This is a genomic window from Chryseobacterium sp. CBSDS_008, assembly GCF_049959325.1.
Lineage (GTDB): Bacteria > Bacteroidota > Bacteroidia > Flavobacteriales > Weeksellaceae > Chryseobacterium.
Map to the genome: position 1 here is coordinate 2548298 of NZ_CP188202.1, position 22084 is coordinate 2570381.

The window sequence follows — 22084 nt, forward strand, 5'->3', positions numbered from 1 at the left end:
ACTGCTTATTACTATCTTTGACATTATTAAATCACTTCGGTTATGAAACTAAGAGTTACACTTTCACTTTCACTATTGGCATATACATGTTTCACCGCACAAAATATTCAGAATAATCCGGGCAGCAATCACGGTAACAAGTTTGAGCAGCTGGGAACTATTCTGCCAACACCCAACATTTACAGAACAGCTTCAGGAGCTCCCGGTCACGGATACTGGCAGAACAGAGCTGATTATAATATTACCGCTTATCTGGATGAAGATAAGAGAAACCTTAAAGGTTCGGAAACGGTGACTTATTACAACAATTCTCCGGATGATCTGGATTATATCTGGCTGCAGCTTGATGAAAATGAACATTCAAGCATCAGAAATGCCGGCTATGATACTTCATCTGTAATTCATCCTTCAACAACGGATCAACAGCTTAAAACAGCAGAGCTGCCGGTGAAGGATAACGGCTATGGCGTCATTCTTGAAAAAGTAACTGATGCTTCAGGAAACACCCTGAAATATACGGTGAACAAGACCATGATGCGTATTGATCTTCCTAAAGTTCTGAAAAAGGGTGAAAAATTCGTTTTCAAAGTAGACTGGAATTACAATATCCCCAACAGAATAAAAATGGGAGGCCGCGGAGGTTATGAAAATTTCCCTGAAGATGGCAATGACCTGTATACTATGGCACAATGGTATCCAAGAATGTGTGTATACAGCGATTTCCAGGGCTGGCAGAACCACCAGTTTACAGGCAGAGGTGAATTTGCCCTGGTTTTCGGAGACTTTAAAGTTTCAATGAATGTTCCTTCCGATCATATTGTTGGCGGAACAGGAGAATGTAAAAATTACGATCAGGTATTAACTTCTGAACAGTTATCAAGATACAGAAAAGCTGAAAACGCCTCTGACCCTATTGAAATTGTAACATTGGATGAAGCTAAAAAAGCAGAGAAAAACCATTCAAAACAGAGAAAAACTTGGGTTTTTGAAGCGAAGGATGTTCGGGATTTTGCATGGACTTCTTCCAGAAAATTCGTCTGGGACGGAATGCGTGTAACCATTCCGGAAAACAACAATAAGGTAATGGCAATGAGCTTCTATCCAAAAGAATCGTATGGCCTTTACAGAAAGTTTTCCACAAAAGCTGTTGCTCATACCATTAAAACGTATTCAGAATTTACCATTCCCTACCCGTATCCAGTGGCACAATCTGTAGAAGCTGCCAGCGGAATGGAATACCCAATGATCTGTTTCAATTTCGGAAGAACCGAAAAAGACGGAACCTATTCTGAAGGAACCAAAAACGGAATGCTCGGAGTAATCATTCATGAAGTGGGTCACAACTTCTTTCCAATGATCATCAACTCTGATGAAAGACAATGGGCCTGGATGGATGAAGGTCTGAATACGTTCACAGAATATCTTACGGAAGAAAAATGGGATAATAAATTCCCATCCAAAAGAGGACCGGCATGGACAATTGTAGATTATATGAAACTGCCGAAAGATCAGCTGGAACCTATTATGAGCAACTCTGAAAATATTGTTCAGTATGGTCCCAATGCGTATTCAAAACCTGCTACAGGACTGAATATTCTTCGTGAGACGATCATGGGAAGAGAGCTTTTTGATAAAGCATTTAAAACGTATGCCAAAAGATGGGCATTCAAACATCCTGAGCCTGCAGATTTATTCCGTACCATGGAAGATGCCAGCGGTGAAGATCTTGACTGGTTCTGGAGAGGCTGGTTTTACGGCACCGATCCTGTAGATATTGCTATTGATAAAGTAACAGTAGCGGTTCCAAACCTGGAGACTGACCCTAAAGCAGCTGCTGAAGTAAAATATCAGGTTGAAAAGCCACTAGTAAACAGTTTTGAAGATCTTTCAAAAATAAGAAACAGAGAAGATAAGAATATTAAATTCTATGCAGATACTGATAAAGCAGTACAGGATTTCTATTACAGATATGACAGGGGCCAGGAAAAGGTGGATAATAACAAGGAATACACGATCAAAACAGAAGCCGGTCTTCCTTTAGACGCCAAGGATAAGGAAAAATTCAAAAATATTACAGGGTACCAGATTGATTTTGTGAACAAAGGCGGACTGGTAATGCCTATCATCCTTGAATTCACGTTTGAAGACGGCACCAAGTTATATGATAAATCTGCCGCGCAGATCTGGAGACTGAATGAGCAAAAAGTTTCCAAGACTTATTATTTTGATAAGAAACTGAAATCCATTCAGCTTGATCCAATGAAAGAAACTGCTGATATTGATACGACCAATAACTTCTGGAGCAGCACCGGATCAGGTACTGAAACTTCCAGATTCCAACTGTTCAAACAAAAACAGGAAGGAGGACCTGTAAGAGGAAGCTCAACCGGTAAGGTTAATCCGATGCAGGCCGCAGGAAAAAGTTAAAATCAAAAGGTTGTAACTTTTAAACAATACAGCACTACTTATTATTAAAAAGATCATGAGAACTATTCTTTTCCTTTTAATAATAAGCAGTGCTAATTTTTTTGCCCAAACTCTGCTGAGTCCGGAAAATGCGGGGATCAATTCAAAGCTGATACAGGATGAAACTTCTGAAGCGGTGTGGTATGCTGAAAATGCCGGTGCAAAAACAGAAATCGGAAGCATTATTACAGAGTTCAAAAAGCTGAACAAAACAGATCTTCTCATCAGAACCACAGTAAAACTGAGTAAGGCTCCGGATGCAAAATGGACTGATTCTACCCTTGTAAAAATATCGGATTTCGCTCCGGTTTATCATTCTTCCTACAACTCTATGAGAGATATGGCTCTCAAATCCGGTAAAGATAAAGTCACCGGATATTATCTTGATAAGAAATCCCAGAAAAAAGATATCATTGACCTTCCTGCAAGCCGGTATTTTGACAGCAGCAGTTATGCTATGCTGATACGGTTTCTTCCGCTAAAACAAAACTATACTGCCGAAATTTCCATATTTGATTACAACCCGAAATCTGAGAAAAAAGGGATCATGAAAGCTTACATTCTGGACACTCAAAAAACAGAATATAAAGGGAAGCCGGTATGGGCGGTGAAAACAAATGATGACATCAGCAGCAAAGCAACTACCACAACCTATTATATTGATGCTGCAACAAGAAAAATCATAAAGCAGGATATGGATATGGCAGGAAGAAAAATGTCTCTTGAAATGGTTCAGTAAATTATCATGGGTTAATAGCAACACCTGTTTTCCGTCTACAAAAAATATAACAACCTGGCTTAAAAAGCTTTATATTTGAATAATTACACACCATGTCAAAAACCTGATTGACTTTAAATGTTCAGGATTGTACAAATCAAAATATTTCTAACTATGAAAAATGCTAAATTATTAAGCAGAGAAGCTCAAAAATCTCTACTTGGCGGAATTGCTGCAGCCAGACTTGTATGCTGCGAACGCGACGAAAACGGAAAATGCACTTTATGGATCGGACCCGGACAGTATTGTCCTTAGTTCAATCATCTGATAACAATTTACAATAAAGCCGGAAAATTTCCGGCTTTATTTATGTTCTTTCATGGAGTGGAAATACATATATAAAAAGCATTAATACCTGATAATCAAAATTTTATTTAAAAAAATAACAAATTATGTCACCTGATAAGGAAAAAATATTTATATTTGATAGAAGACATAAAACACCAGATGTCAAAAACCCTGATTGACAATAAATGTTCAGGAAACCATACAAACAAAAAATTATTACTATGAAAAATGCCAAATTATTAAGCAGGGATGCTCAGAAATCTATCAATGGAGGAGCTGCCGGACGCTACTGCTGTGAATACAATTACAAAGGGCAATGTATCCTTTGGATCGGACCTGGGCAGTATTGCCCATAGATCAGTCCTCTCATAACAATATCATAAAGCCGGAAGTTTCCGGCTTTCTTATTTTTCTGCCAAATTTTCACATTCGGAAGTAAAAATCTGCCATTTCATCCATCAGCACCGCATGGCATACATTTAGAGAATTACAACTCAGAAATAATTAAAAAATTAAATATATTATGTCAGTAAACTTTAAACCATTGGCAGACAGAGTTCTGGTAGAGCCAATCGCAGCAGAAACTAAAACAGCTTCAGGTATTATTATCCCGGATACTGCAAAGGAAAAGCCGCAAGAAGGTACTGTAGTGGCAGTAGGTCCTGGTAAAAAAGATGAGCCTACAACAGTTCAGGTAGGTGATAAAGTTCTTTATGGAAAATATTCAGGTTCCGAATTGAAACTGGAAGGTAAAGATTACTTAATTGTAAAAGAAGCTGATTTATTAGGAATCATCGGATAATTTGTAAAAAGTAAAATGTATTCATGTAAAAAATGATATTTTCAGAATACAAAATCATTAATACAATAAAAAATTATGGCAAAAGAAATAAAATTCGATATTGAATCAAGAGACGCTCTAAAGAGAGGTGTTGACGCATTGGCTAATGCAGTAAAAGTAACTTTAGGTCCTAAAGGGAGAAACGTAGTGATTGAAAAATCTTTCGGTGCTCCGCACGTAACTAAGGATGGTGTTTCTGTAGCAAAAGAAATCGAACTTGAAGACAGAGTAGAAAACATGGGAGCGCAGATGGTGAAAGAAGTAGCTTCCAAAACTAACGATATTGCAGGAGACGGTACTACTACCGCTACTGTTTTGGCACAGGCTATCGTAAGAGAAGGTCTTAAGAACGTAGCTGCAGGTGCTAACCCAATGGATCTTAAAAGAGGAATCGACAAAGCAGTAACAGCAGTTGTTGAAAACCTTAAAGCACAGTCTCAGGCTGTGGGAGATTCTACAGACAAAGTAAAGCAAGTAGCTTCTGTATCTGCTAACAATGACGAAACAATCGGTGCTTTAATCGCTGAAGCTTTCGGAAAAGTAGGTAAAGAAGGGGTAATCACTGTAGAAGAAGCTAAAGGTATCGATACAACAGTAGATGTTGTAGAAGGTATGCAGTTCGACAGAGGATACCAGTCACCTTACTTCGTGACTAACCCTGAGAAAATGTTAGCTGAACTGGAAAACCCATATATCCTTTTAGTAGAGAAGAAAATTTCTTCAATGAAGGAATTGTTACCCGTTCTTGAGCCAATTGCACAAGGTGGTAAGTCTCTATTAATTATCTCTGAAGAAGTTGAAGGGGAAGCTTTAGCTACTTTGGTAGTAAACAAACTAAGAGGTTCTCTTAAAATTGCTGCTGTAAAAGCTCCTGGATTCGGAGACAGAAGAAAAGCAATGTTAGAAGATATCGCGATCCTTACAGGTGGACAGGTGATCTCTGAAGAGCAAGGTTTCACGATGGAAAACATCTCTTTAGATATGCTTGGAACTGCTGAAAAAGTAACGATCGACAAAGACAACACAACTGTTGTAAACGGTGGTGGTGACGAAGCGAAAATCAAAGGAAGAGTAGCTCAGATCAAAGCTCAGATGGAAACTACAACTTCTGATTACGACAGAGAGAAACTTCAGGAAAGATTAGCTAAGTTAGCTGGTGGTGTTGCTGTGTTGTATGTAGGGGCTGCTTCTGAAGTAGAAATGAAAGAGAAAAAAGACAGAGTAGATGATGCACTACACGCAACAAGAGCTGCTGTAGAAGAAGGTATCGTTGCCGGAGGTGGTGTTGCTTTAGTAAGAGCAATCTCAGCTTTGGAAAACCTTACAGGAATCAATTCTGACGAAACTACAGGTATCAAAATTGTGAAAAGAGCAATCGAGGAGCCATTAAGACAAATCGTTGCCAACGCAGGTGGTGAAGGTTCTGTAATTGTTGCTAAAGTAGCAGAAGGATCAGGAGACTTCGGATACAATGCTAAAACTGACGAGTATGTAAATATGCTTGAAGCAGGTATCATTGACCCTACCAAAGTAACAAGAGTTGCCCTTGAAAATGCAGCTTCTGTTTCCGGAATGCTTCTTACCACTGAATGTGTAATCACTGAAGTGAAGAGCGCTGAACCAGCTATGCCAATGGGTGGTGGAATGCCAGGAATGATGTAACGCAGCATGTCGCTGAGACCATTTAATATACTAACCGTTCTATTTTTATAGGGCGGTTTTTTGTTTTTTGATAAAATACGGTTTTCCGTAAGGAATTAATATTTCAATACTTTAACTTAGTCAAAAATACATTCTACCATTATCAATAAATAAGATATGTATTTTAAGTATATTTGAAATAAATCTAATAACAAACTAATCAAGATGGCAAAAAAATATCATTTTGAAATTCCTGATAAAAATATCTCGAAAAAAGAGATAAATAAAAACGCATTTGGAGAATCTGTTCCAAGAGATAATTATTCTGAACATGGCTTGTCATTAAAAAGCAGTAAGGAGCTATTTAAGGAACACGAATTTAGAAAAAAAGATCTACAGGTATTAAGTGATATTTTTCTACAAATCAGCACATTAGATGATTTAAAAATCAAAAATCATTCTTCGAAATTTGAAAACCTAGGGTTTAAATTAATATCCACTATTCCAGATAATCAATCTATTGGGAATTTTAAAATAAATAATGAAAAGTTTCAGGAGTTTGAAACTAAATTAGATGAATATATTTATACGGAAGAAAATAAATATAAAACTTATTTTGCTCCAATTGAGAATATTAAACCAATACCAGATGAAACAAAAGTAGTTAGTATAAATTTAGAATCTACAGAAAAATACAATATAATTATTAATTTTTTTAGCGGATTAAAATCAAATGAGATTTTTTCTCTAGAAAAACTATTAAATTCAGAATTTCACGACCGTGACTTAGAATATTCATTTTGCAATATTTCAAACAAAATAGTTTCAGTTAAATCTTACCTTAATGGAGAAGAAATAAAAAATATTTTAAATGAATTCAATTCAATTAAAGATATTCAATTAAATCTAGATTATTATGTTACAAATTGTATCAAAGGTGATAGTATAAATCATGACATTATAATAAGTCCTCCGTCTTCCAGTTCAGCGATTTGCATTTTTGACTCAGGAATTACAACTCAAGGCCCAATAATCCCAAGCTTTGTAAGACACAGAATAAATAGTTATCTTCCTTACGGTACAATTTCCCCTCAATATTCTCATGGAACTTTTGTTGCTAGTAGATGTATATTTGGAGATAATATTGAATATCAGATATCACAAAAAAAATTAGATCCTTATTGTTATGTAATTGATGTACCTGTTTTTGGAATTGACGGATCTGGTAATCTAATTGGTATGAATGATTTCGATTTAAGTAAAGTAATTACAGAAGTAATAGAATCATTACATACAGAAATTAAAGTTTATAATTTATCCTTAGGTAGCCCATTTTCTTTAACAGATAATTATAGATCACATTTAGCAAATACACTTGATATATTATCTAAAGAGTATGATGTGCTTTTTGTAGTCTCATCAGGAAATATTTTATCTAGCTTAGGTCAATATCCTGATGAACATTTTACCCATCCAAATGCTAGAATTGGCTCTCCGGCAGAATCTTTATTATCTTTAACTGTTGGATCAATTGCAAAATTCGATTTTGAAAGTTCTGTTTCAAAAAGAGATCATATATCTCCTTTTTCAAGAATTGGCCCAGGTACAGATGGAGGATTGAAGCCTGAACTTGTAACTCATGGAGGAAACCTAGTCTCCCCGTATGTGCTTGCCCCTTTTTCAAGAATTGCAACCTGTGGCTTTTTTGATGATGGAATCAGTTTAGCCTATGATAACGGAACTAGTTTTTCTTCACCTTTAGTTTCTAGATATTCACAAATGCTATTTGATTATTATCCCTTTGCAAATACTAATTTAGTTAAAGCTTTACTTATTCATTTTTCTGAAAAGAGAGAGATATTTGAAGATTTTGATTTTGATTATAAATTTACAGGTTTTGGTGAACCTAATATCAATAAAACGATATATGCAGATAATTCAGCAACATATTTATATCAAGGAAATTTAGATTTAGATAACTATGACTATGTTAAATTTAATATTCCCCATCAATTTGTTAATGATCAAGAATCAAAATTAAAACTAAAAATTACTATCGTATATAATCCTGAAGTTGATATCAACAGTCCGACAGAATATTCACAAACAAGATTATCTGTTAAACTTGTTAAAAATACAGGAAGGGGACATCGTGAAATAAGTTTGTCTGATTCAAATAATTATTTTAGACAATGGAGTCCTATACTACAATTCGAAAAAACATTTTCAAGGAACTTTATTGATGGCGAATGGGAAGTTGCTTTAAGGCTTTATACAAGGGGTATTATAGATCCGAATTATACACAGAGTTATGCTATTGTAATCGAAGTAATTGATGTGACTGGAAAAATAAATGTATATGACGAAATAAAGAATGATCAAACTTTACACTATAATTCATATGAAAATCTAGCTAATGATATAAATTACGCTTAACATACGTTATACAGTAAATTATGTAATAAATGCAAGTAAAGTAATTTCTTAAACAAGCTCCGAAGTCTTAAGACCCCGGAGCTTGTTTTTTTATTCTATTTTGAAATCGAATAATTCTTGAGGATGAACTTCCAATCCTTTAGCTAGTTCCTGTATTGTTGAAATTCTTAAATCAACTTCTCCTTTTTCAATTTTGCTGATATTACTGTGGTCTACATCACATTTCTGAGCTAACTCCCGATAGCTTAATCCCAACTTCTTTCTAAATTTTTCAACTCTTTTTCCAAAAGCTATTCGAAACTCAATTCTATCCATTGCAATACCATTATCAAAGCAATTTGGAAAGTTTACAATAAAAAACTGTAGTCGAATTAACCTACAATCCAAAAATTATATTATATTTGTATAATAAGCTACAATAAATGTAGCTTTGCGATACTTCAAAGAATATTAGAAGCTATTGCTTAGAACCTTGCTTTTGAAAACTGGTAATTTTTATGCACGCAAGATGATAAGCAGGAAGCTCACGACCTAGGCGTGGGCTCTCTTATCTGTGTGCAGGGTATACCAGTACCTCAAAAGCGGATATTGTAGAGTCTCATGCCGTTTTTATTTTCATGTCGTTCTGTTTTCTACAATCATCTTTTTCTAAGCCTGCTTTACAACATAAAGTATCATGATACGTACAATGGGGTGTACAATCCATTGCGGCTTTAGGGCTTTTAGAAAAACATAAATTCTCTCATATTCATTGGGCTTGTATGGACAGGAAGTTCAGGCGGACTTCATCCTTTACGGCCGGTAAAATCGTACAGTAAAAAAATACAAACTCATGAAAAAAACCAAAACAGACTTTCAATCCCGGCTTGGCAAAGGCCGGAAGAAGCATTGTGGCTTACAGCTGTTGGAAACCTATTTTCAGTTCAATGACCTTACAGCATCCAAAAAACAGCTAAACAACATTATGAATTATGCTCTCAAACGAAATAGCCGGATACAAGAAGATCCGTCCGTCATTCTTCATTTTTACCAGGCGATGCGGACATTCATCCGTGCAGGTTACTTCATAGCGATGAAGGAAAAGAAAGAGATCGTCAATATTCCGTTGGAAGAAGTCTCTCCATTAGTTCTTGGCCTGCTTTCTGAGAAAGAATATCAAAATCCTCTACTGGTCTTCAAAAAAGCATTCAAAGAATACAGCATGCAGGAGTTTGATTATTTTATATCCGGGATGGCCTATTTCACTTGGCGTATACAACAATCTCCCGGAAAGGAATATGATAAACCCATACATCCATCTGATCAAAATGCTGGATGCAGCGTACCTCGTTATTGAAAGAAGAGGGAAAAAATAAAGACAGCGTGTCGCTGAAACAATTTAATATACTCCCGTTCTATTCTATAGAGCGGTTTTTTATATTATATTTGACAGCTAACCATGATCTATGAAAATCAACTTTTTTTCTACCTTATATTTTTGGCTATTATTGATAGCTTTTCCACAATTTGCATTTTCACAATCGCCCGGCTTTACCATTCAGGATGTAAAATTTGAAAGTCAGGGCATCATTCTCGCAGGCTCAATTTTAGAACCTGAAAAACCATTAGCGGCAGTTGTCATTGTTCACGGATCTGATCCGGTAAAAAGAGAAATGGAGTTCGCAAAACGCCTTGCCAAAGAAGGCATTGCTGTACTCACCTATGATAAACGTGGTGTGGGAGAATCTGGCGGTGTGTATGTAGGGCCATCTGTCGGCACGAATAATATCGACACGGCTAATCTTACTTTATTAGCTCACGATGCCAATGCAGCCGTAAAAACATTTCAATCCTATTTGAAAGATAAAAAAATACCCATTGGATTAGTTGGCTTCAGTCAGGCAGGATGGATCATCCCGATTGCTGCAAGCAAAAATCCACAAATTGAATTTATGGCTTTATTTAGCTGCCCTACCATTACAACGTTAGAACAACTTCGATTTCAGTTTTATACCAATGGAAACAATAATTTCTGGGAAAATCATACAGAAGCAGATGCCATTGAGCATACCAGAAATGATCCGGACAGGTACCAATTTGTGGCAACTGACCCAAAAACCTATCTGAATACACTTTCCATTCCAGGGCTTTGGCTTTTTGGCGAAAAAGATATACAGATTCCGGTAAAGCTGTGTATAGAACAATTGAATTCACTTAAAGTTCAAGGCAAACCTTTCGAATATGCTCTTTTTTCTAAACTGGGGCACAACACTTCTTCCGGCAACGATACAGCACCTGTTGATATTGCTTTACAATGGATAAAGCAGAAAGCTTTGAGTATTAGAAAAAATAAAGCTTCAAAATAAAGCATCTGTTCACATGCTTAAAGCAGATCTGAAGTGAAGAGCGCTGAACCTGCGAGGTGGAATGCCAGGAATGATGTAACAACGGGTCGCTAAAACAATGTATATATTAACCGCTTTGCTTTTGCATGGCGGTTTTTTGTTTAGAATGAAAAAACAGCGAATCAGCAAAATCTACAACAGCCGTTTCAATCAATTACTAATTTTATTGTTATTCATCTTTACGTCTCGCAATAAGCTTTATCTTTAACAAAAAATAAACTAATAACCTAAAGAATGACTTTCACTAAAACAATTTTCACATTTTTAATTATCCTTTTATCATTAACCACAATTTTTGGACAAGAGTCTAAACACAAAACCAAAATCCTATTAATCGGGACCATTCACTTCGAAACCCCTCATTTAGATGCTTTTGAACTAAAGACTGACAATTTTTTAGATCCGAAAAGACAGAAAGAACTGGAAGAACTCACCGAAGTTTTAAAACGGACAAATGCTGATAAAGTGATGATAGAAAAACCATTGAATCAGCAAAAGCAAATTGATAGTCTGTATAATGCCTATTCCAAAAACAAGTATACATAAACGGTTTCTGAACGAGAGCAAATTGGTTTTAGATTAGCTAAAAAATTAAATTTAAAACACATCAATTCTGTAGATATTTTTTATGGAATGAAACATGACAGTTTGGTTTCTGTTACTGCTAAAGAAAAAAATCAGTTATATCTCTTAAATGAATTAGGGACTACAGCAAAAAACTTTATGCTTGAAATGGATCGTGTCACACAACAAAATTCAATAACCGGAATACTGAAATATATCAATACAAAAGAACTATTGCAGAAAAATTTATCCTTGTACTTAAAATATATTGTAAAAGTGGGTGCTGGAGACAATTACATTGGTGCGGAATCAGTTTCTGATTGGTATCTGAGGAATTTAGCCGTTTACGCTAATATCATTACTCAAATAGATCCCAATGACAAATACGTTATCCTCATATTTGGACAAGGACATATTCCTATATTAAAACACCTGCTGCAGAACAATGACGACTTTGAAGTCGTTGAAGTAAATAGCGTACTAAAATAAACTGCTACCAACAATTACAGTTTAAAAATACAGCTTCTGTTTCCGGAATGCTTCTTACCACTGAATGTGTAATCACTGAAGTGAAAAAAAGGAACCAGGTATGCCAATGGGAGATGGAATGCCAGGAATGATGTAACGGTCAGCGACCGTGGCAGATTAATATACTAACCGTTCTACTTTGTAGAGCGGTTTTTATTAAATTATGGTTTCCGTGATGAATATTAGTAATTTAAATTAGTAGAAAATCTAAATTATAAAAATAACGATATATTTACATCGTTTGAAACAACAATCTGATCTCATTCAATTTAACAAATAATATCGATAAAAGATACCATTAACTGAAGCAGAATCAGTGGAACTTCTTGAACAAACTTATTTGAAATAAAACAAAACTAATAACCTCCCTTCATGAAATTCTATACTTTAATCGTAGGAATATTCTTACTGTTTTCCAATTGTACAAAAAAAGACCAATACCGTGTCGGCCAGGAATGGAATTATAAAAACCGCCCTACGGAAAAAAGCTCAATCCTTAAAATCCTAAAGATTGAAGAATATCCTGAAACCGGAAAAGTGATTCATATTTCCATCAGTGGATTGAAAATTAAAAACCCTGCCAGTCCTACAGGTTTTGCAGAATATTTCAGCCATATTCCCATATCAGAAGAAGCTTTGAACAAAAGTGTCACTAATCTGAAAAATGAAACCGGAAAAAAACCGGATTCCCTTGAAATGGACGGATATTCTTACTGGAAAAGAGAATTCGATAAAGGAGAGGCCGGGATATTTACCATTCCCGTTTCTGAGATTGTAGGAATAATGGAAAAATCTATTGTTGCAGGAGATTATACTAAATAAATGTTACCACTCTGTAAGATCTCCCGACTTAAAAAAATGATCTCCTATTCATCTTTTTTGTAAATTTAATTCATTGAAAAAGTACTTTGTCCTATTCACTCTGCATTGGACTTTCAATAAAGTCTCATGGCACATTACAAATGCTTTTTCATTAGCAGAAAAATAAACAATACCAAAAAAATATGGCAAGAATCAATTCAGCACTCTATGATAATGGTCCGGATTTAATTGATAGTCTTGAAGTAGATGACCATCCTGAAAAGTATGATAAAGAAAGATTTAAATGCCCCGAATGCCTTGTAAAAATTCAATATAACAGTGGAGTACATAAACTTGATCCACATTTTAAAAATTGGCCCAATATAAGTCATAAGGAGGATTGTGAAATTGAAAAACTTCAAAGCTTACAATCACAAAATGATAATCACAATATCCAGCGATTAACATCCACTATTCTTCCCCGAGCAGAAAGATTACAAAAATTCTCTACACCACAGGAAAAACAAAAAATTATCAGACGATATTTAGGCAGAAGAAGTCAAATATTTTTGAATGCTTTGATCTCCATTCAGGACTTTGATCATAAAGCAATATTTATCCGAACTGAAGACAGGCAGAGTATTCCTATTGCAGATTTAATTATGAGACAGGATCAGATTGTTCAAAAGCTTGATCTTGATAATAAACCATTCATCTGCATTCTTAGAGGATATCTAACAACTAAAATAGATATAGGAAACAATATTAAAATACCATTGACCTATGGAGGTAAATATCAAAATAAACACAAATTTGATATTTTTATACCAAGCAGCTTCAAGGAAAAAAATATTAATAAAATAAATCAAATAGAAAAATCATTGGTTTACTGCTATGGCTTAGCCGAAAAAAACGAATATGGATATAAAATGGATTTATATTCTATAACTCATCAAATCTCAAAGATTCAATAAACATTCCCTGTGCAAAGTTTCCCGATTTGAGTCAATAAAATTAATCACTCGAAGTTACAAAATCAATATGATAATCAATTATACCAAACACTAAATCTCAACACCCTTGAAAACAAAATTATTATTCCTGTCATTTTTGGGCTCACTGCTTACCCATGCACAAACGCTTCAATTTAAAAGTCTCGCCAATATGTCAGTAGGCAGAGGTGCTGCAACCAGTGTCATTGTGGACGATAATATCTATGTGAGCAATGGATATCAGGAAAGCGGAGGCAATGCCAATTATATTGAAAAATATAATATTACTGATAATAAGTGGAGCCTTCTCAATGCTACGCTGAGTCCCAAAAAATTTGCTAATTCGGAGACTTACGATAATAAGATTTATATTTTTAATGGCTGGGGAAACAGCCATCTTGAAATTGTAGACCTCGAAACCTATAAGGTAACGAAGGGAGCTGTTAACCGCTCCTATACAGGGAATGCAGGTTCTGCTATCCATAACGGAAAAATATATGTGTTCGGCGGCAGTGGACTGAACGGCGCTGCAACCACTGCATTTTCTAACAGGTTCCAATATTATGATATCGCTTCAGATACATGGCATCCATTACCGGATATGCCTACCGCCAGAGAAGCTAAGGGTAAAATTGTGAATGATAAACTGTATGTCATTGGAGGCTTTAACGGCACTTCATCCCGCCTGATCAATATCTACGACATCAACACCAGTCGCTGGACCGATCAAATTACGATGCCAGCAGGGATATCCGGACATTCATTAGCGGTATCCGGTAATAAGATTTTTATTGCCGGAGGTTATAATAATCAGACTTTTCTGGCCTATTTTGATACGACAACCCATAAATTCCATCAGCTGTCATCAAATATGATTCCCAGAAGACACGCTGCCGCAGAAGTCTATAACAATAAATTATACATCATCGGTGGAAGCACAACATCTGTAACCAAATCAGCGATTAAAAGCATACAGGTGGCTGATATCAGCGATAGTACACTCGCCAATACAACCAGTGAGAACCGTATATTGGAAACAAAAGTCTATACCAATGCAGCTAAAGACGGTTTTATCATTAGCAATAAAAATAACAGCAATCAATTTGAATTTACCGTTTATTCCACAGATGGAAAGCAGATCAGCAAAGGTTTTGCGTACTATAATAAAACGATAGATTTATCTAAAGTACAGCGCGGGACTTATATTTTCAGTTATAAAAATGAAAAAGGAATTTTACAGCAGATTAAAATTTTCAGGTAATAGGTTTCAATCTAATTGCCCCTATCTTGTTAATCATATCCCATTTTCATCTAATCTTCACATGATTACGTAAAGGAATGCAGCTATTTCCTGAAAATAATGAGCCGCTACCTGATAGAAACCTGATCAGTGAAGAATTGAAACAGAAGTTAGAGAGAAACGTGAAAGATAAGTCTCCATTTTTTTACTTTCAACTTTCCCTTATATTTGTTTCAATAACGGTCTGATCAATGATGACGGCATAAACCAAAAACAAAATATGGCAACTAAAGAAGAATTCTGGGACAGAAAAAAGAAATTAAATGATGACTTTTTTGTAATGGGCTCTGTGGCCAAACCGGCAACCGAAGAACAAATTACAAAGTATGAAGAAAGTACGGGTTTTACGTTCAGTGAAGATATTAAAGATTTCCTGACAACATTCGGCTCCTTAATTTTTGAAGTTAAAGAAGAAATATGGAAGCGGCCTCAGGAGTTTGATGTTCTTCCGGCCTGGAAATTCGGATACGGCTTTTTTGTATATGGCCTTTCGCAGGATGAAGAAATGCCTTCATGGATGGGTTTTGAGGAAAAGCATGAGGAAGCTCTTGAATACCGGGAAAAGCCATTGGGGCAGTTATTTTTTAAACGCAGCGGAAATCTGTACAGAGCCTATACCGACAACGGCATCATCAAAGTTGAGTACGACAAATATGACGAGGAAGATTACGATATATTTGAAGGAAATATTTATGATTTCCTGATAGAGGAAATTAACAAATTAGAAGAAGATTATAAAGAATATATCAACGAAGAAAAACCCTGATCTGAATGAAAAAAGCATTTGAATTTCTCACCCAATTAAAAGACAACAACAACCGCGAATGGTTTGCCCGGCATAAATCCGAATATGATTCAATTACAAAAGAAAACAAAGTTCTTTTTACTCAGATCTATAATGAGCTTCAGGAACATGATCAGCTCAAAGGGATTCATATTTTCAGGATTTATAATGATGTACGTTTTTCCAAAAACAAAACACCCTATAAGACCAATTTCGGGGTGGGATATTCCCGTTCGAAGCCCATGCTGAGAGGTGGATATTATATTCAGCTGGAACCGGGCAACAGCTTTGCAGGAGGTGGATTTTGGGGACCTGAAGCCAGCGATTTACTTCGTATCCGTAAAGAATTTGAAATCAGCACCACAGAAATAGAAAAAATTATTTCTGAAGAAACCTTCATAAAATATTTCGGAGAGATTAAAGGAGATTCCGTAAAAACGGCACCACGAGGTTTTGATAAAAATCATCCGGCCATAGATCTGATCAGAAAAAAACAGTTTGTAGTCATGAGAAAATTTACTGACAGGGAGGTTTTATCAGACAATTTTCAGAAAGAAGCAATGATGACCTTGCTGGCCATGCGTCCTTTTTTTGATTATATGAGTGAAGTGCTGACAACGGATCTGAACGGGGAACCTTTATTTTAAACCGGTACTTATAAATACGGACTTACCAACTTAAAACCACACACAAATTATATGTCGAACGCCGAAAATCTGATCCATGAAATTGACACTTTTCTGGAAAAATCGATGCTCAAAACATCCAGGATTACAAAAGAAGAATTAACAGGTTTTATAGAAGAAAAATGGAGGGAAGCTGATGATGAAAAATACAATATATATCAGGCCTACATTATCATCAGCCGTATGATTAATGAGTACATCCAGGTAAAAGACTTTGATAATATGGCACGGTGGCTGACGTTTTCCGACCGTCATACCGCTTCACAAAACACCCCTTCCTATATCCTGCATTATTACGCAGGAGAATGCTGTCTTGAATGTGGCAATGAAGAAAAGGCACTGGAATATTTCAGGCTTTCTTATGCCGAAAACCCGGATTATATTTTTTCAAGAGCTCCGTTTTGCTATGAGTTTTTCAATCGGCATCTTGAAAGCCCGAGGGAATTACCTGACAGGACTGAAGACAGTGATGAATATCCTGACCTCAGTATTGAGCTGGATTGTTGGAAAACCTTTTTCAATACAGAAGATAACGAATTCCGGTACGAGCTTTTTGATGAAGAAGATGATTACCTGTACGAGCCTACCCTCGAACAGCAGAACGGCTTGGATTATCTGAAAGAGAATCAGGAAAAAATCCTGAAAAACATATTAAATGAGCTCTTGAAGCAATATCCGGAACTGCAGCAAACCTACGGTTACCAGGAAGGAGACAAACGTGATTTCATGCCTGACATTAACGATATATCCGGATTTTCTGATCTTTTATCCCCTACCTGTTTTTATGTTACTTCTGTGGTAAAAGACGGCTATCCGTATATTGGTTTCGGTTTTACCTGCTCATGGGACAGTGAACACGGACTGGGAATAATGACCTGCAAAGACAGGATTGTAGAAACAGGCGGTGCAGAGGTTGCATTTAATACCTGGGCCGCTGAAGAAGATCTGTAAATCCGTTTAGGAAGGAGTTACACGCTTTTTATTGTCATCATTTCAGCTTTAATGACCGGAATATCTGCACCCTCCTGAATTCCTCCAATTACAGGGATTATTGGAATGTTAACAGGATATACCAGATGAAGAAAACAGAAAAAGATATCATTTAAATACCGAAATTTGTTTTGTATTCCTTAATTTTCAACTTAAACTAACACATGAAAAAGATAATACTTGATCTGGCCACCAGCCTGGACGGATTTATTGAAGGGCCTAACGGAGAAACAGACTGGTGCATCATGGATGATGATATGGATTTTAACGGGTTTCTTTCGGGAATAGACACTATTTTTTACGGAAGAGTGAGCTATGATGCTTGGGGAAATTATCAGCCGGAAGAAAATGCAGGTCCGGAAGAACAAAAACTTTGGGAAGCGGTTCATTCAAAAAATAAATTTGTTTTTTCCAGTCAAAACAGGGAAGATGAAAATGCTGTTTTTATCAGTTCTGACATTGTGGATAAAGTCTCAGAAATAAAAAATCAGGGAGGAAAGGACATCTGGCTGTATGGAGGTGCAAGTTTAATTAAAACTTTTATTCAGCACAATCTTATTGACACCTACAGAATATCCGTACATCCGATTGCTCTGGGGAAAGGGAAACCTCTTTTTGAAGATATAAAGGAAAGAGTACATTTAAAATTGGTTAAAACCCATGTTTTCAGATCTGGTGTAGTACAGCTTATTTACGAATCCTAAGCTAAAAATTAACAACCATAAAATCGGTATTTACAAAGTAAAAAACACACATTTCCAAACCGTTATATTTTCTATAACGGTTTTTATTTGAGTATCCGTCACTATATTTTATTATTTTTATATCACACAGAATCAAATCACAAAATATAATCTATGCCCCATTTTATTATAGATTGTTCACAGGATATTCTTGAGCAGAGAACACCTGATGAATTAATGGATGCCGTTTATGAAGCGGCTGATGCAACAGCTCTGTTTGCTCCCAATGATATTAAAGTCAGGCTTCAGCCTTATCAATATTATAGATTAGGTGCAAGCAAGAAAAATTTTTTGCATGTGTTTGGATATATCATGGAAGGGCGCACTACCGAACAAAAATCTGAACTTTCCAGACAGATCAACACACAACTCTCAGAATTACTGCCTGATATCTCTTTTCTTTCTATAAACATTAGTGATTTTGAAGCAGCAACTTACAGCAACAAAGCGCTCATTAATCCTGAGAATACGAATAAAGACCGGCATTTCGGATTATAACACTTTCTTTTACCCCAATAAATAATTAATATTATGAGCTTAAAAACATTAGTCAATAAAACCGTACAGTACAACAACTGGGTAGTCAACAAATATATTGACTGGTTATCCACAAAGTCTGACGAACAGCTGAATCAGGAAACGATTTCAAGTTTTCCGACTATTTTAAAAACATTACACCACATCTGGCAAACTCAGGAATACTGGTGGAGTCATATTTCTGAAAAGAATGATTTTGATTTTACTAAAACTACAGAAACCACCAGCAAAGAAGATGTTTTCAATGCGATAAGAAACAATTCACAAATGCTGGTAGATTATGTGGAAAGCTTATCTGAGGAAGATCTGTCAAAAAATGTAAAGATAGAATCCCAATGGTTTCAGTGTGATTTTTCAAAATATGAATATATTCAGCATGCTATTCTGCATGGAACATATCACAGAGGACAAATTGTAACAATGGGAAGAAATATCGGTATTACGGATGCCCCGATGACTGATTTTAATTTCTGGAATATTTATAAAGATCAGAAATAAAACATTCAATTTTGTGGATAAGTCTGAAAGAGAATTTCAGAGTATCAATTGACATTATTTTAAATTACTGATTTCAAACAATTTAAATTAAAAAATACTAGTTATCCACTTATTTAATTATTTGTGGATAACTTTTCATTTCTAATTTCTCTCTGTGGATAAACTATGGATAAGTTTTCCAACCATTGAAACAAAGCTTGTAAACAGCTGTTTTTATTTAATTTACAAGACTTATTAATTTTCACACAATTTCCACAATAGAAAATTGTGTTGATAAGTTATGTGGATAACTTATTCACACTTTTTTACAGTTTTACTTCTCAAATAATGAACAAACATTCATTATTCATTATAAATATTTTTTATAAATTGCATTAAAAACAAATCACCAATAAAAGAAATAAAATATATAACTAAATTATATTCAATAAATTAAAAATAAATTAACAAAAAAAGACATCCATATTGGTACATTTTATTTACCGTTCCTAAATGCTCAATTAAAAAATCAGCAAACACAAACCTGCAGGTATCCGCAAATGTTATTATGCACTATGATGAAAAGTTATCCACAACTGAAAAATAAATTTAATAACCGAATAAACCCTCATTCAAATGACAGCAACCGACATCAAAGAAAACATCATCCCCTATCTTGGGGAAACACCACCTTACATGTCTATCCCTGAAAATATACTTTTCCGCGATCATACGATTGAAACAGAGATAAGAGACTGGAACTTTGAAAATGAAAATTTCTCCGATCTGGTAAAACTCATATTTTCATTGGGAAGTCTCAGCCTATACAAAATCCTCAATGATGAAACCAGAGAGAAAATTTATTTCCTGGGTGAAAAAATCAGAATCAGAAAAGTATCCTACAGGGAACCCACCTCCATTACAATTACCAGCAAAAGCATTCTCGAGTCAAACAGAAAAGGAAAAACCCATACTCATATAAAAGACAGCTATTCCGGAGAACTGCTATATTCCGCAGAGCTGGATTATTATATTATCACAAGAGCAGCATTCGAACTTTTTTATAAAGATATTTACAGCACAGTTCCGGTAGAATATCATGACAAAAATCTCCCGCAAAGTGAAATCATCTACACAGAAAATTCTCAGCACTTTATTATTTCAACGGAACCTTTTACGCCCAATCAGTGTAAAGGACATTTCGAAAACTATCCCATTGTACCTTTTGTATATATAACCAATTGCATTTTGAAGGAAATATTCAATTTTCTCACTACTGGATCCCGTTACGAAATAGAAAGTTTTGAAGCCTATGCTTCCAATGCGCTCCCAACGGGAATAACTTTTCGGACCGAGGTTTTTCACCAACAGTATTTGAAGAATCTGTTTTATTTCAAATGTGAGATAAAGGATACTTCCGGAAACCCCTATGGTGTTATAATTTTTAATATCAAATCCAAAAAATAAATCGTAAAGTAAACACTGCATCATTGTAATGTTTATTTTTACGTTAACATAAGACCTTCTTATTTACAAGACTTTTTGTAAATAAGATTAAAAAAATACACTAATACATATAATTTAAATGGAAAAATACACGATATCGCCAGACAGCCAGAAAATTCATTATAAGGAATCCGGAAGCGGAAATACAACATTGATTTTCATTCACGGCTGGCTTGGTAATACTGAATGGTGGGCAGACCAGCAGGAATATTTCAAAACAAAGTATCATATTGTTCAGATGGATCTTGCAGGACACGGAAAATCAGATTCTTCCAGACAGGAATGGACGAGTGCAAACTATGCAGATGACATTAAAGCAGTTGCTGAAGCTGTTAATTCCCAGGAAATCATTCTTGTGGGACATTCTATGTCCGGAGCTTATGTGCTTGAGGCGTCATTAAAAATTCCACAGGTAACAGCCTTGATTCTGATTGATACATTGAAAAACTTAGACGAAGCTTTTACAGAACAACAGGCAGAAGAAGTTTTATTCTCACAGTACATGGCTGATTTTAAATATGCTGTGGAAAACTTTCTGCCTCAATATCTGTTTGTTGAAGAAACACCTTCTGATGTAAAAGAAAGACTACAGCATGAATTTCTTCAGAATAAGCCTGAACTGGCGATCAATCTTCTCAGACCATTATATAAAACTGATTTCAATACCATCGCCAAACAGGTCCAGATACCTGTAATTGCTATCAATTCTGATGCTTCTCCTACTGATTTGGAAGCGAACCGCAGATATTTGAAAAACTATCATTACGCTATCATTGAAGGAGTTGGCCATTATCCTATGCTGGAAAAACCTCAGGAATTCAATGCTATTCTTGATGGAGTCATAAAAAAACTGATCTAAATTGTTTAACATGCACAATAACAGGATTTTCGCAATGTCTTTTGCCAGTATCTATCCCCATTATATTCAAAAAGCAGAGAAAAAGGGCCGTACCAGAGAAGAGGTACATGAAATTATTTTCTGGCTGACAGGATATAACGAAAAAGAGTTACAGGAAATAATCGATAACAAAACTGATTTAAAAACGTTCTTTGAACGGGCTCCTCGCATCAATCCGAATGTCTCATTGATCAAAGGCGTCATTTGCGGATATCGTGTGGAAGAAATAGAAGATGAACTGATGAGAAATATCCGGTATATGGATAAACTGATTGATGAACTGGCAAAAGGAAAGAAGATGGACAAAATTTTGAGAACAGCTTAAAACTTTGAAAAGAAACAATACTTACCCGTCATAAAAATGAGCCCTTTGAATGGCTTATAAAATCTGAAAAATATCTTTTTCATTTCAAAAAACTTCCCGAAATTAGCAGCCTGTGCGTT

General features: G+C 35.4%; 24 protein-coding genes. 23 read left to right on the plus strand and 1 reads right to left on the minus strand.

Annotation, left to right across the window (positions count from 1 at the left end; all coding sequences use genetic code 11):
* Nucleotides 1-42 precede the first annotated feature (42 nt).
* The 7 genes from ACP3T3_RS11400 to ACP3T3_RS11430 all read left to right on the plus strand — a co-directional run bounded on the left by ACP3T3_RS11400 (nucleotide 43) and on the right by ACP3T3_RS11430 (nucleotide 8450).
* Nucleotides 43-2427 carry a M1 family metallopeptidase gene (locus ACP3T3_RS11400; protein WP_426476002.1) on the plus strand — a complete coding sequence of 795 codons (2385 nt, stop codon included), beginning with the start codon at nucleotides 43-45 and terminating at the stop codon, nucleotides 2425-2427.
* A gap of 55 nt (nucleotides 2428-2482) precedes the next feature.
* Nucleotides 2483-3205, plus strand: a complete 723-nt coding sequence (locus tag ACP3T3_RS11405; RefSeq protein ID WP_426476003.1) for a hypothetical protein — start codon at nucleotides 2483-2485, stop codon at nucleotides 3203-3205.
* Nucleotides 3206-3358: 153 nt separating this feature from the next.
* Nucleotides 3359-3499 carry a hypothetical protein gene (locus ACP3T3_RS11410; protein WP_426476004.1) on the plus strand — a complete coding sequence of 47 codons (141 nt, stop codon included), beginning with the start codon at nucleotides 3359-3361 and terminating at the stop codon, nucleotides 3497-3499.
* Between the two features lie 254 nt (nucleotides 3500-3753).
* Nucleotides 3754-3888, plus strand: a complete 135-nt coding sequence (locus tag ACP3T3_RS11415; protein WP_262483571.1) for a hypothetical protein — start codon at nucleotides 3754-3756, stop codon at nucleotides 3886-3888.
* Nucleotides 3889-4055: 167 nt separating this feature from the next.
* Nucleotides 4056-4334, plus strand: coding sequence for a co-chaperone GroES (locus tag ACP3T3_RS11420; protein WP_045500963.1), 279 nt, complete (start codon nucleotides 4056-4058; stop codon nucleotides 4332-4334).
* Nucleotides 4335-4409: 75 nt separating this feature from the next.
* The gene (gene groL / locus ACP3T3_RS11425) at nucleotides 4410-6035 is read left to right on the plus strand and encodes a chaperonin GroEL (RefSeq protein WP_426476005.1); all 1626 of its coding nucleotides are present in this window, start codon (nucleotides 4410-4412) and stop codon (nucleotides 6033-6035) included.
* Between the two features lie 204 nt (nucleotides 6036-6239).
* On the plus strand, nucleotides 6240-8450 hold the full coding sequence (locus tag ACP3T3_RS11430; protein WP_426476006.1) for a S8 family peptidase: 2211 nt from the start codon (nucleotides 6240-6242) through the stop codon (nucleotides 8448-8450).
* A gap of 90 nt (nucleotides 8451-8540) precedes the next feature.
* Here the strand turns inward: ACP3T3_RS11430 and ACP3T3_RS11435 are convergent, their stop codons facing one another.
* Complete coding sequence (locus tag ACP3T3_RS11435) at nucleotides 8541-8765, minus strand: helix-turn-helix domain-containing protein (RefSeq protein WP_115958603.1); 225 nt, start codon at nucleotides 8763-8765, stop codon at nucleotides 8541-8543.
* A gap of 517 nt (nucleotides 8766-9282) precedes the next feature.
* Here ACP3T3_RS11435 and ACP3T3_RS11440 point away from each other — a divergent pair.
* The 16 genes from ACP3T3_RS11440 (at nucleotide 9283) to ACP3T3_RS11515 (ending at nucleotide 21965) form a co-directional block, all read left to right on the plus strand.
* On the plus strand, nucleotides 9283-9786 hold the full coding sequence (locus ACP3T3_RS11440; RefSeq protein WP_426476007.1) for a hypothetical protein: 504 nt from the start codon (nucleotides 9283-9285) through the stop codon (nucleotides 9784-9786).
* Between the two features lie 109 nt (nucleotides 9787-9895).
* Complete coding sequence (locus ACP3T3_RS11445) at nucleotides 9896-10795, plus strand: alpha/beta hydrolase family protein (RefSeq protein WP_426476008.1); 900 nt, start codon at nucleotides 9896-9898, stop codon at nucleotides 10793-10795.
* A 273-nt stretch (nucleotides 10796-11068) separates the two neighbouring features.
* Nucleotides 11069-11380, plus strand: coding sequence for a hypothetical protein (locus ACP3T3_RS11450; RefSeq protein ID WP_426476009.1), 312 nt, complete (start codon nucleotides 11069-11071; stop codon nucleotides 11378-11380).
* Nucleotides 11381-11440: 60 nt separating this feature from the next.
* Nucleotides 11441-11887 carry a DUF5694 domain-containing protein gene (locus ACP3T3_RS11455; RefSeq protein WP_426479968.1) on the plus strand — a complete coding sequence of 149 codons (447 nt, stop codon included), beginning with the start codon at nucleotides 11441-11443 and terminating at the stop codon, nucleotides 11885-11887.
* A gap of 411 nt (nucleotides 11888-12298) precedes the next feature.
* Entirely contained in the window at nucleotides 12299-12748 is a 450-nt protein-coding gene (locus tag ACP3T3_RS11460; protein ID WP_426476010.1) for a hypothetical protein, read from the plus strand.
* Nucleotides 12749-12930: 182 nt separating this feature from the next.
* The gene (locus ACP3T3_RS11465) at nucleotides 12931-13701 is read left to right on the plus strand and encodes a hypothetical protein (protein ID WP_426476011.1); all 771 of its coding nucleotides are present in this window, start codon (nucleotides 12931-12933) and stop codon (nucleotides 13699-13701) included.
* 106 nt (nucleotides 13702-13807) lie between these two features.
* Entirely contained in the window at nucleotides 13808-14980 is a 1173-nt protein-coding gene (locus tag ACP3T3_RS11470; protein ID WP_426476012.1) for a Kelch repeat-containing protein, read from the plus strand.
* A 259-nt stretch (nucleotides 14981-15239) separates the two neighbouring features.
* Nucleotides 15240-15785 carry a hypothetical protein gene (locus tag ACP3T3_RS11475; protein WP_426476013.1) on the plus strand — a complete coding sequence of 182 codons (546 nt, stop codon included), beginning with the start codon at nucleotides 15240-15242 and terminating at the stop codon, nucleotides 15783-15785.
* Between the two features lie 5 nt (nucleotides 15786-15790).
* Entirely contained in the window at nucleotides 15791-16450 is a 660-nt protein-coding gene (locus tag ACP3T3_RS11480; protein WP_426476014.1) for a DUF2461 domain-containing protein, read from the plus strand.
* A gap of 51 nt (nucleotides 16451-16501) precedes the next feature.
* Nucleotides 16502-17440, plus strand: a complete 939-nt coding sequence (locus tag ACP3T3_RS11485) for a DUF6985 domain-containing protein (protein ID WP_426476015.1) — start codon at nucleotides 16502-16504, stop codon at nucleotides 17438-17440.
* Nucleotides 17441-17643: 203 nt separating this feature from the next.
* Nucleotides 17644-18183, plus strand: coding sequence for a dihydrofolate reductase family protein (locus tag ACP3T3_RS11490; RefSeq protein WP_426476016.1), 540 nt, complete (start codon nucleotides 17644-17646; stop codon nucleotides 18181-18183).
* Nucleotides 18184-18336: 153 nt separating this feature from the next.
* Nucleotides 18337-18720 carry a 5-carboxymethyl-2-hydroxymuconate Delta-isomerase gene (locus ACP3T3_RS11495; RefSeq protein WP_426476017.1) on the plus strand — a complete coding sequence of 128 codons (384 nt, stop codon included), beginning with the start codon at nucleotides 18337-18339 and terminating at the stop codon, nucleotides 18718-18720.
* 33 nt (nucleotides 18721-18753) lie between these two features.
* Entirely contained in the window at nucleotides 18754-19257 is a 504-nt protein-coding gene (locus ACP3T3_RS11500) for a DinB family protein (RefSeq protein ID WP_426476018.1), read from the plus strand.
* A gap of 615 nt (nucleotides 19258-19872) precedes the next feature.
* A complete protein-coding gene (locus ACP3T3_RS11505) occupies nucleotides 19873-20703 on the plus strand; it encodes a hypothetical protein (protein ID WP_426476019.1) in 831 nt (276 codons plus the stop codon).
* Nucleotides 20704-20821: 118 nt separating this feature from the next.
* Nucleotides 20822-21601, plus strand: a complete 780-nt coding sequence (locus ACP3T3_RS11510; RefSeq protein WP_426476020.1) for an alpha/beta fold hydrolase — start codon at nucleotides 20822-20824, stop codon at nucleotides 21599-21601.
* A gap of 10 nt (nucleotides 21602-21611) precedes the next feature.
* The gene (locus ACP3T3_RS11515) at nucleotides 21612-21965 is read left to right on the plus strand and encodes a DUF2200 domain-containing protein (RefSeq protein WP_426476021.1); all 354 of its coding nucleotides are present in this window, start codon (nucleotides 21612-21614) and stop codon (nucleotides 21963-21965) included.
* Nucleotides 21966-22084: the final 119 nt, after the last annotated feature.

What these genes read in the sequence shown, in the direction of transcription:
- ACP3T3_RS11400 (WP_426476002.1), top strand. Translation starts at nt 43, where the DNA reads ATGAAACTAAGAGTTACACTTTCACTTTCACTATTGGCATATACATGT.
- ACP3T3_RS11405 (WP_426476003.1), top strand. Translation starts at nt 2,483, where the DNA reads ATGAGAACTATTCTTTTCCTTTTAATAATAAGCAGTGCTAATTTTTTT.
- ACP3T3_RS11410 (WP_426476004.1), top strand. Translation starts at nt 3,359, where the DNA reads ATGAAAAATGCTAAATTATTAAGCAGAGAAGCTCAAAAATCTCTACTT.
- ACP3T3_RS11415 (WP_262483571.1), top strand. Translation starts at nt 3,754, where the DNA reads ATGAAAAATGCCAAATTATTAAGCAGGGATGCTCAGAAATCTATCAAT.
- ACP3T3_RS11420 (WP_045500963.1), top strand. Translation starts at nt 4,056, where the DNA reads ATGTCAGTAAACTTTAAACCATTGGCAGACAGAGTTCTGGTAGAGCCA.
- groL (WP_426476005.1), top strand. Translation starts at nt 4,410, where the DNA reads ATGGCAAAAGAAATAAAATTCGATATTGAATCAAGAGACGCTCTAAAG.
- ACP3T3_RS11430 (WP_426476006.1), top strand. Translation starts at nt 6,240, where the DNA reads ATGGCAAAAAAATATCATTTTGAAATTCCTGATAAAAATATCTCGAAA.
- ACP3T3_RS11435 (WP_115958603.1), bottom strand. Translation starts at nt 8,765, where the DNA reads ATGGATAGAATTGAGTTTCGAATAGCTTTTGGAAAAAGAGTTGAAAAA.
- ACP3T3_RS11440 (WP_426476007.1), top strand. Translation starts at nt 9,283, where the DNA reads ATGAAAAAAACCAAAACAGACTTTCAATCCCGGCTTGGCAAAGGCCGG.
- ACP3T3_RS11445 (WP_426476008.1), top strand. Translation starts at nt 9,896, where the DNA reads ATGAAAATCAACTTTTTTTCTACCTTATATTTTTGGCTATTATTGATA.
- ACP3T3_RS11450 (WP_426476009.1), top strand. Translation starts at nt 11,069, where the DNA reads ATGACTTTCACTAAAACAATTTTCACATTTTTAATTATCCTTTTATCA.
- ACP3T3_RS11460 (WP_426476010.1), top strand. Translation starts at nt 12,299, where the DNA reads ATGAAATTCTATACTTTAATCGTAGGAATATTCTTACTGTTTTCCAAT.
- ACP3T3_RS11465 (WP_426476011.1), top strand. Translation starts at nt 12,931, where the DNA reads ATGGCAAGAATCAATTCAGCACTCTATGATAATGGTCCGGATTTAATT.
- ACP3T3_RS11475 (WP_426476013.1), top strand. Translation starts at nt 15,240, where the DNA reads ATGGCAACTAAAGAAGAATTCTGGGACAGAAAAAAGAAATTAAATGAT.
- ACP3T3_RS11480 (WP_426476014.1), top strand. Translation starts at nt 15,791, where the DNA reads ATGAAAAAAGCATTTGAATTTCTCACCCAATTAAAAGACAACAACAAC.
- ACP3T3_RS11485 (WP_426476015.1), top strand. Translation starts at nt 16,502, where the DNA reads ATGTCGAACGCCGAAAATCTGATCCATGAAATTGACACTTTTCTGGAA.
- ACP3T3_RS11490 (WP_426476016.1), top strand. Translation starts at nt 17,644, where the DNA reads ATGAAAAAGATAATACTTGATCTGGCCACCAGCCTGGACGGATTTATT.
- ACP3T3_RS11495 (WP_426476017.1), top strand. Translation starts at nt 18,337, where the DNA reads ATGCCCCATTTTATTATAGATTGTTCACAGGATATTCTTGAGCAGAGA.
- ACP3T3_RS11500 (WP_426476018.1), top strand. Translation starts at nt 18,754, where the DNA reads ATGAGCTTAAAAACATTAGTCAATAAAACCGTACAGTACAACAACTGG.
- ACP3T3_RS11505 (WP_426476019.1), top strand. Translation starts at nt 19,873, where the DNA reads ATGACAGCAACCGACATCAAAGAAAACATCATCCCCTATCTTGGGGAA.
- ACP3T3_RS11510 (WP_426476020.1), top strand. Translation starts at nt 20,822, where the DNA reads ATGGAAAAATACACGATATCGCCAGACAGCCAGAAAATTCATTATAAG.
- ACP3T3_RS11515 (WP_426476021.1), top strand. Translation starts at nt 21,612, where the DNA reads ATGCACAATAACAGGATTTTCGCAATGTCTTTTGCCAGTATCTATCCC.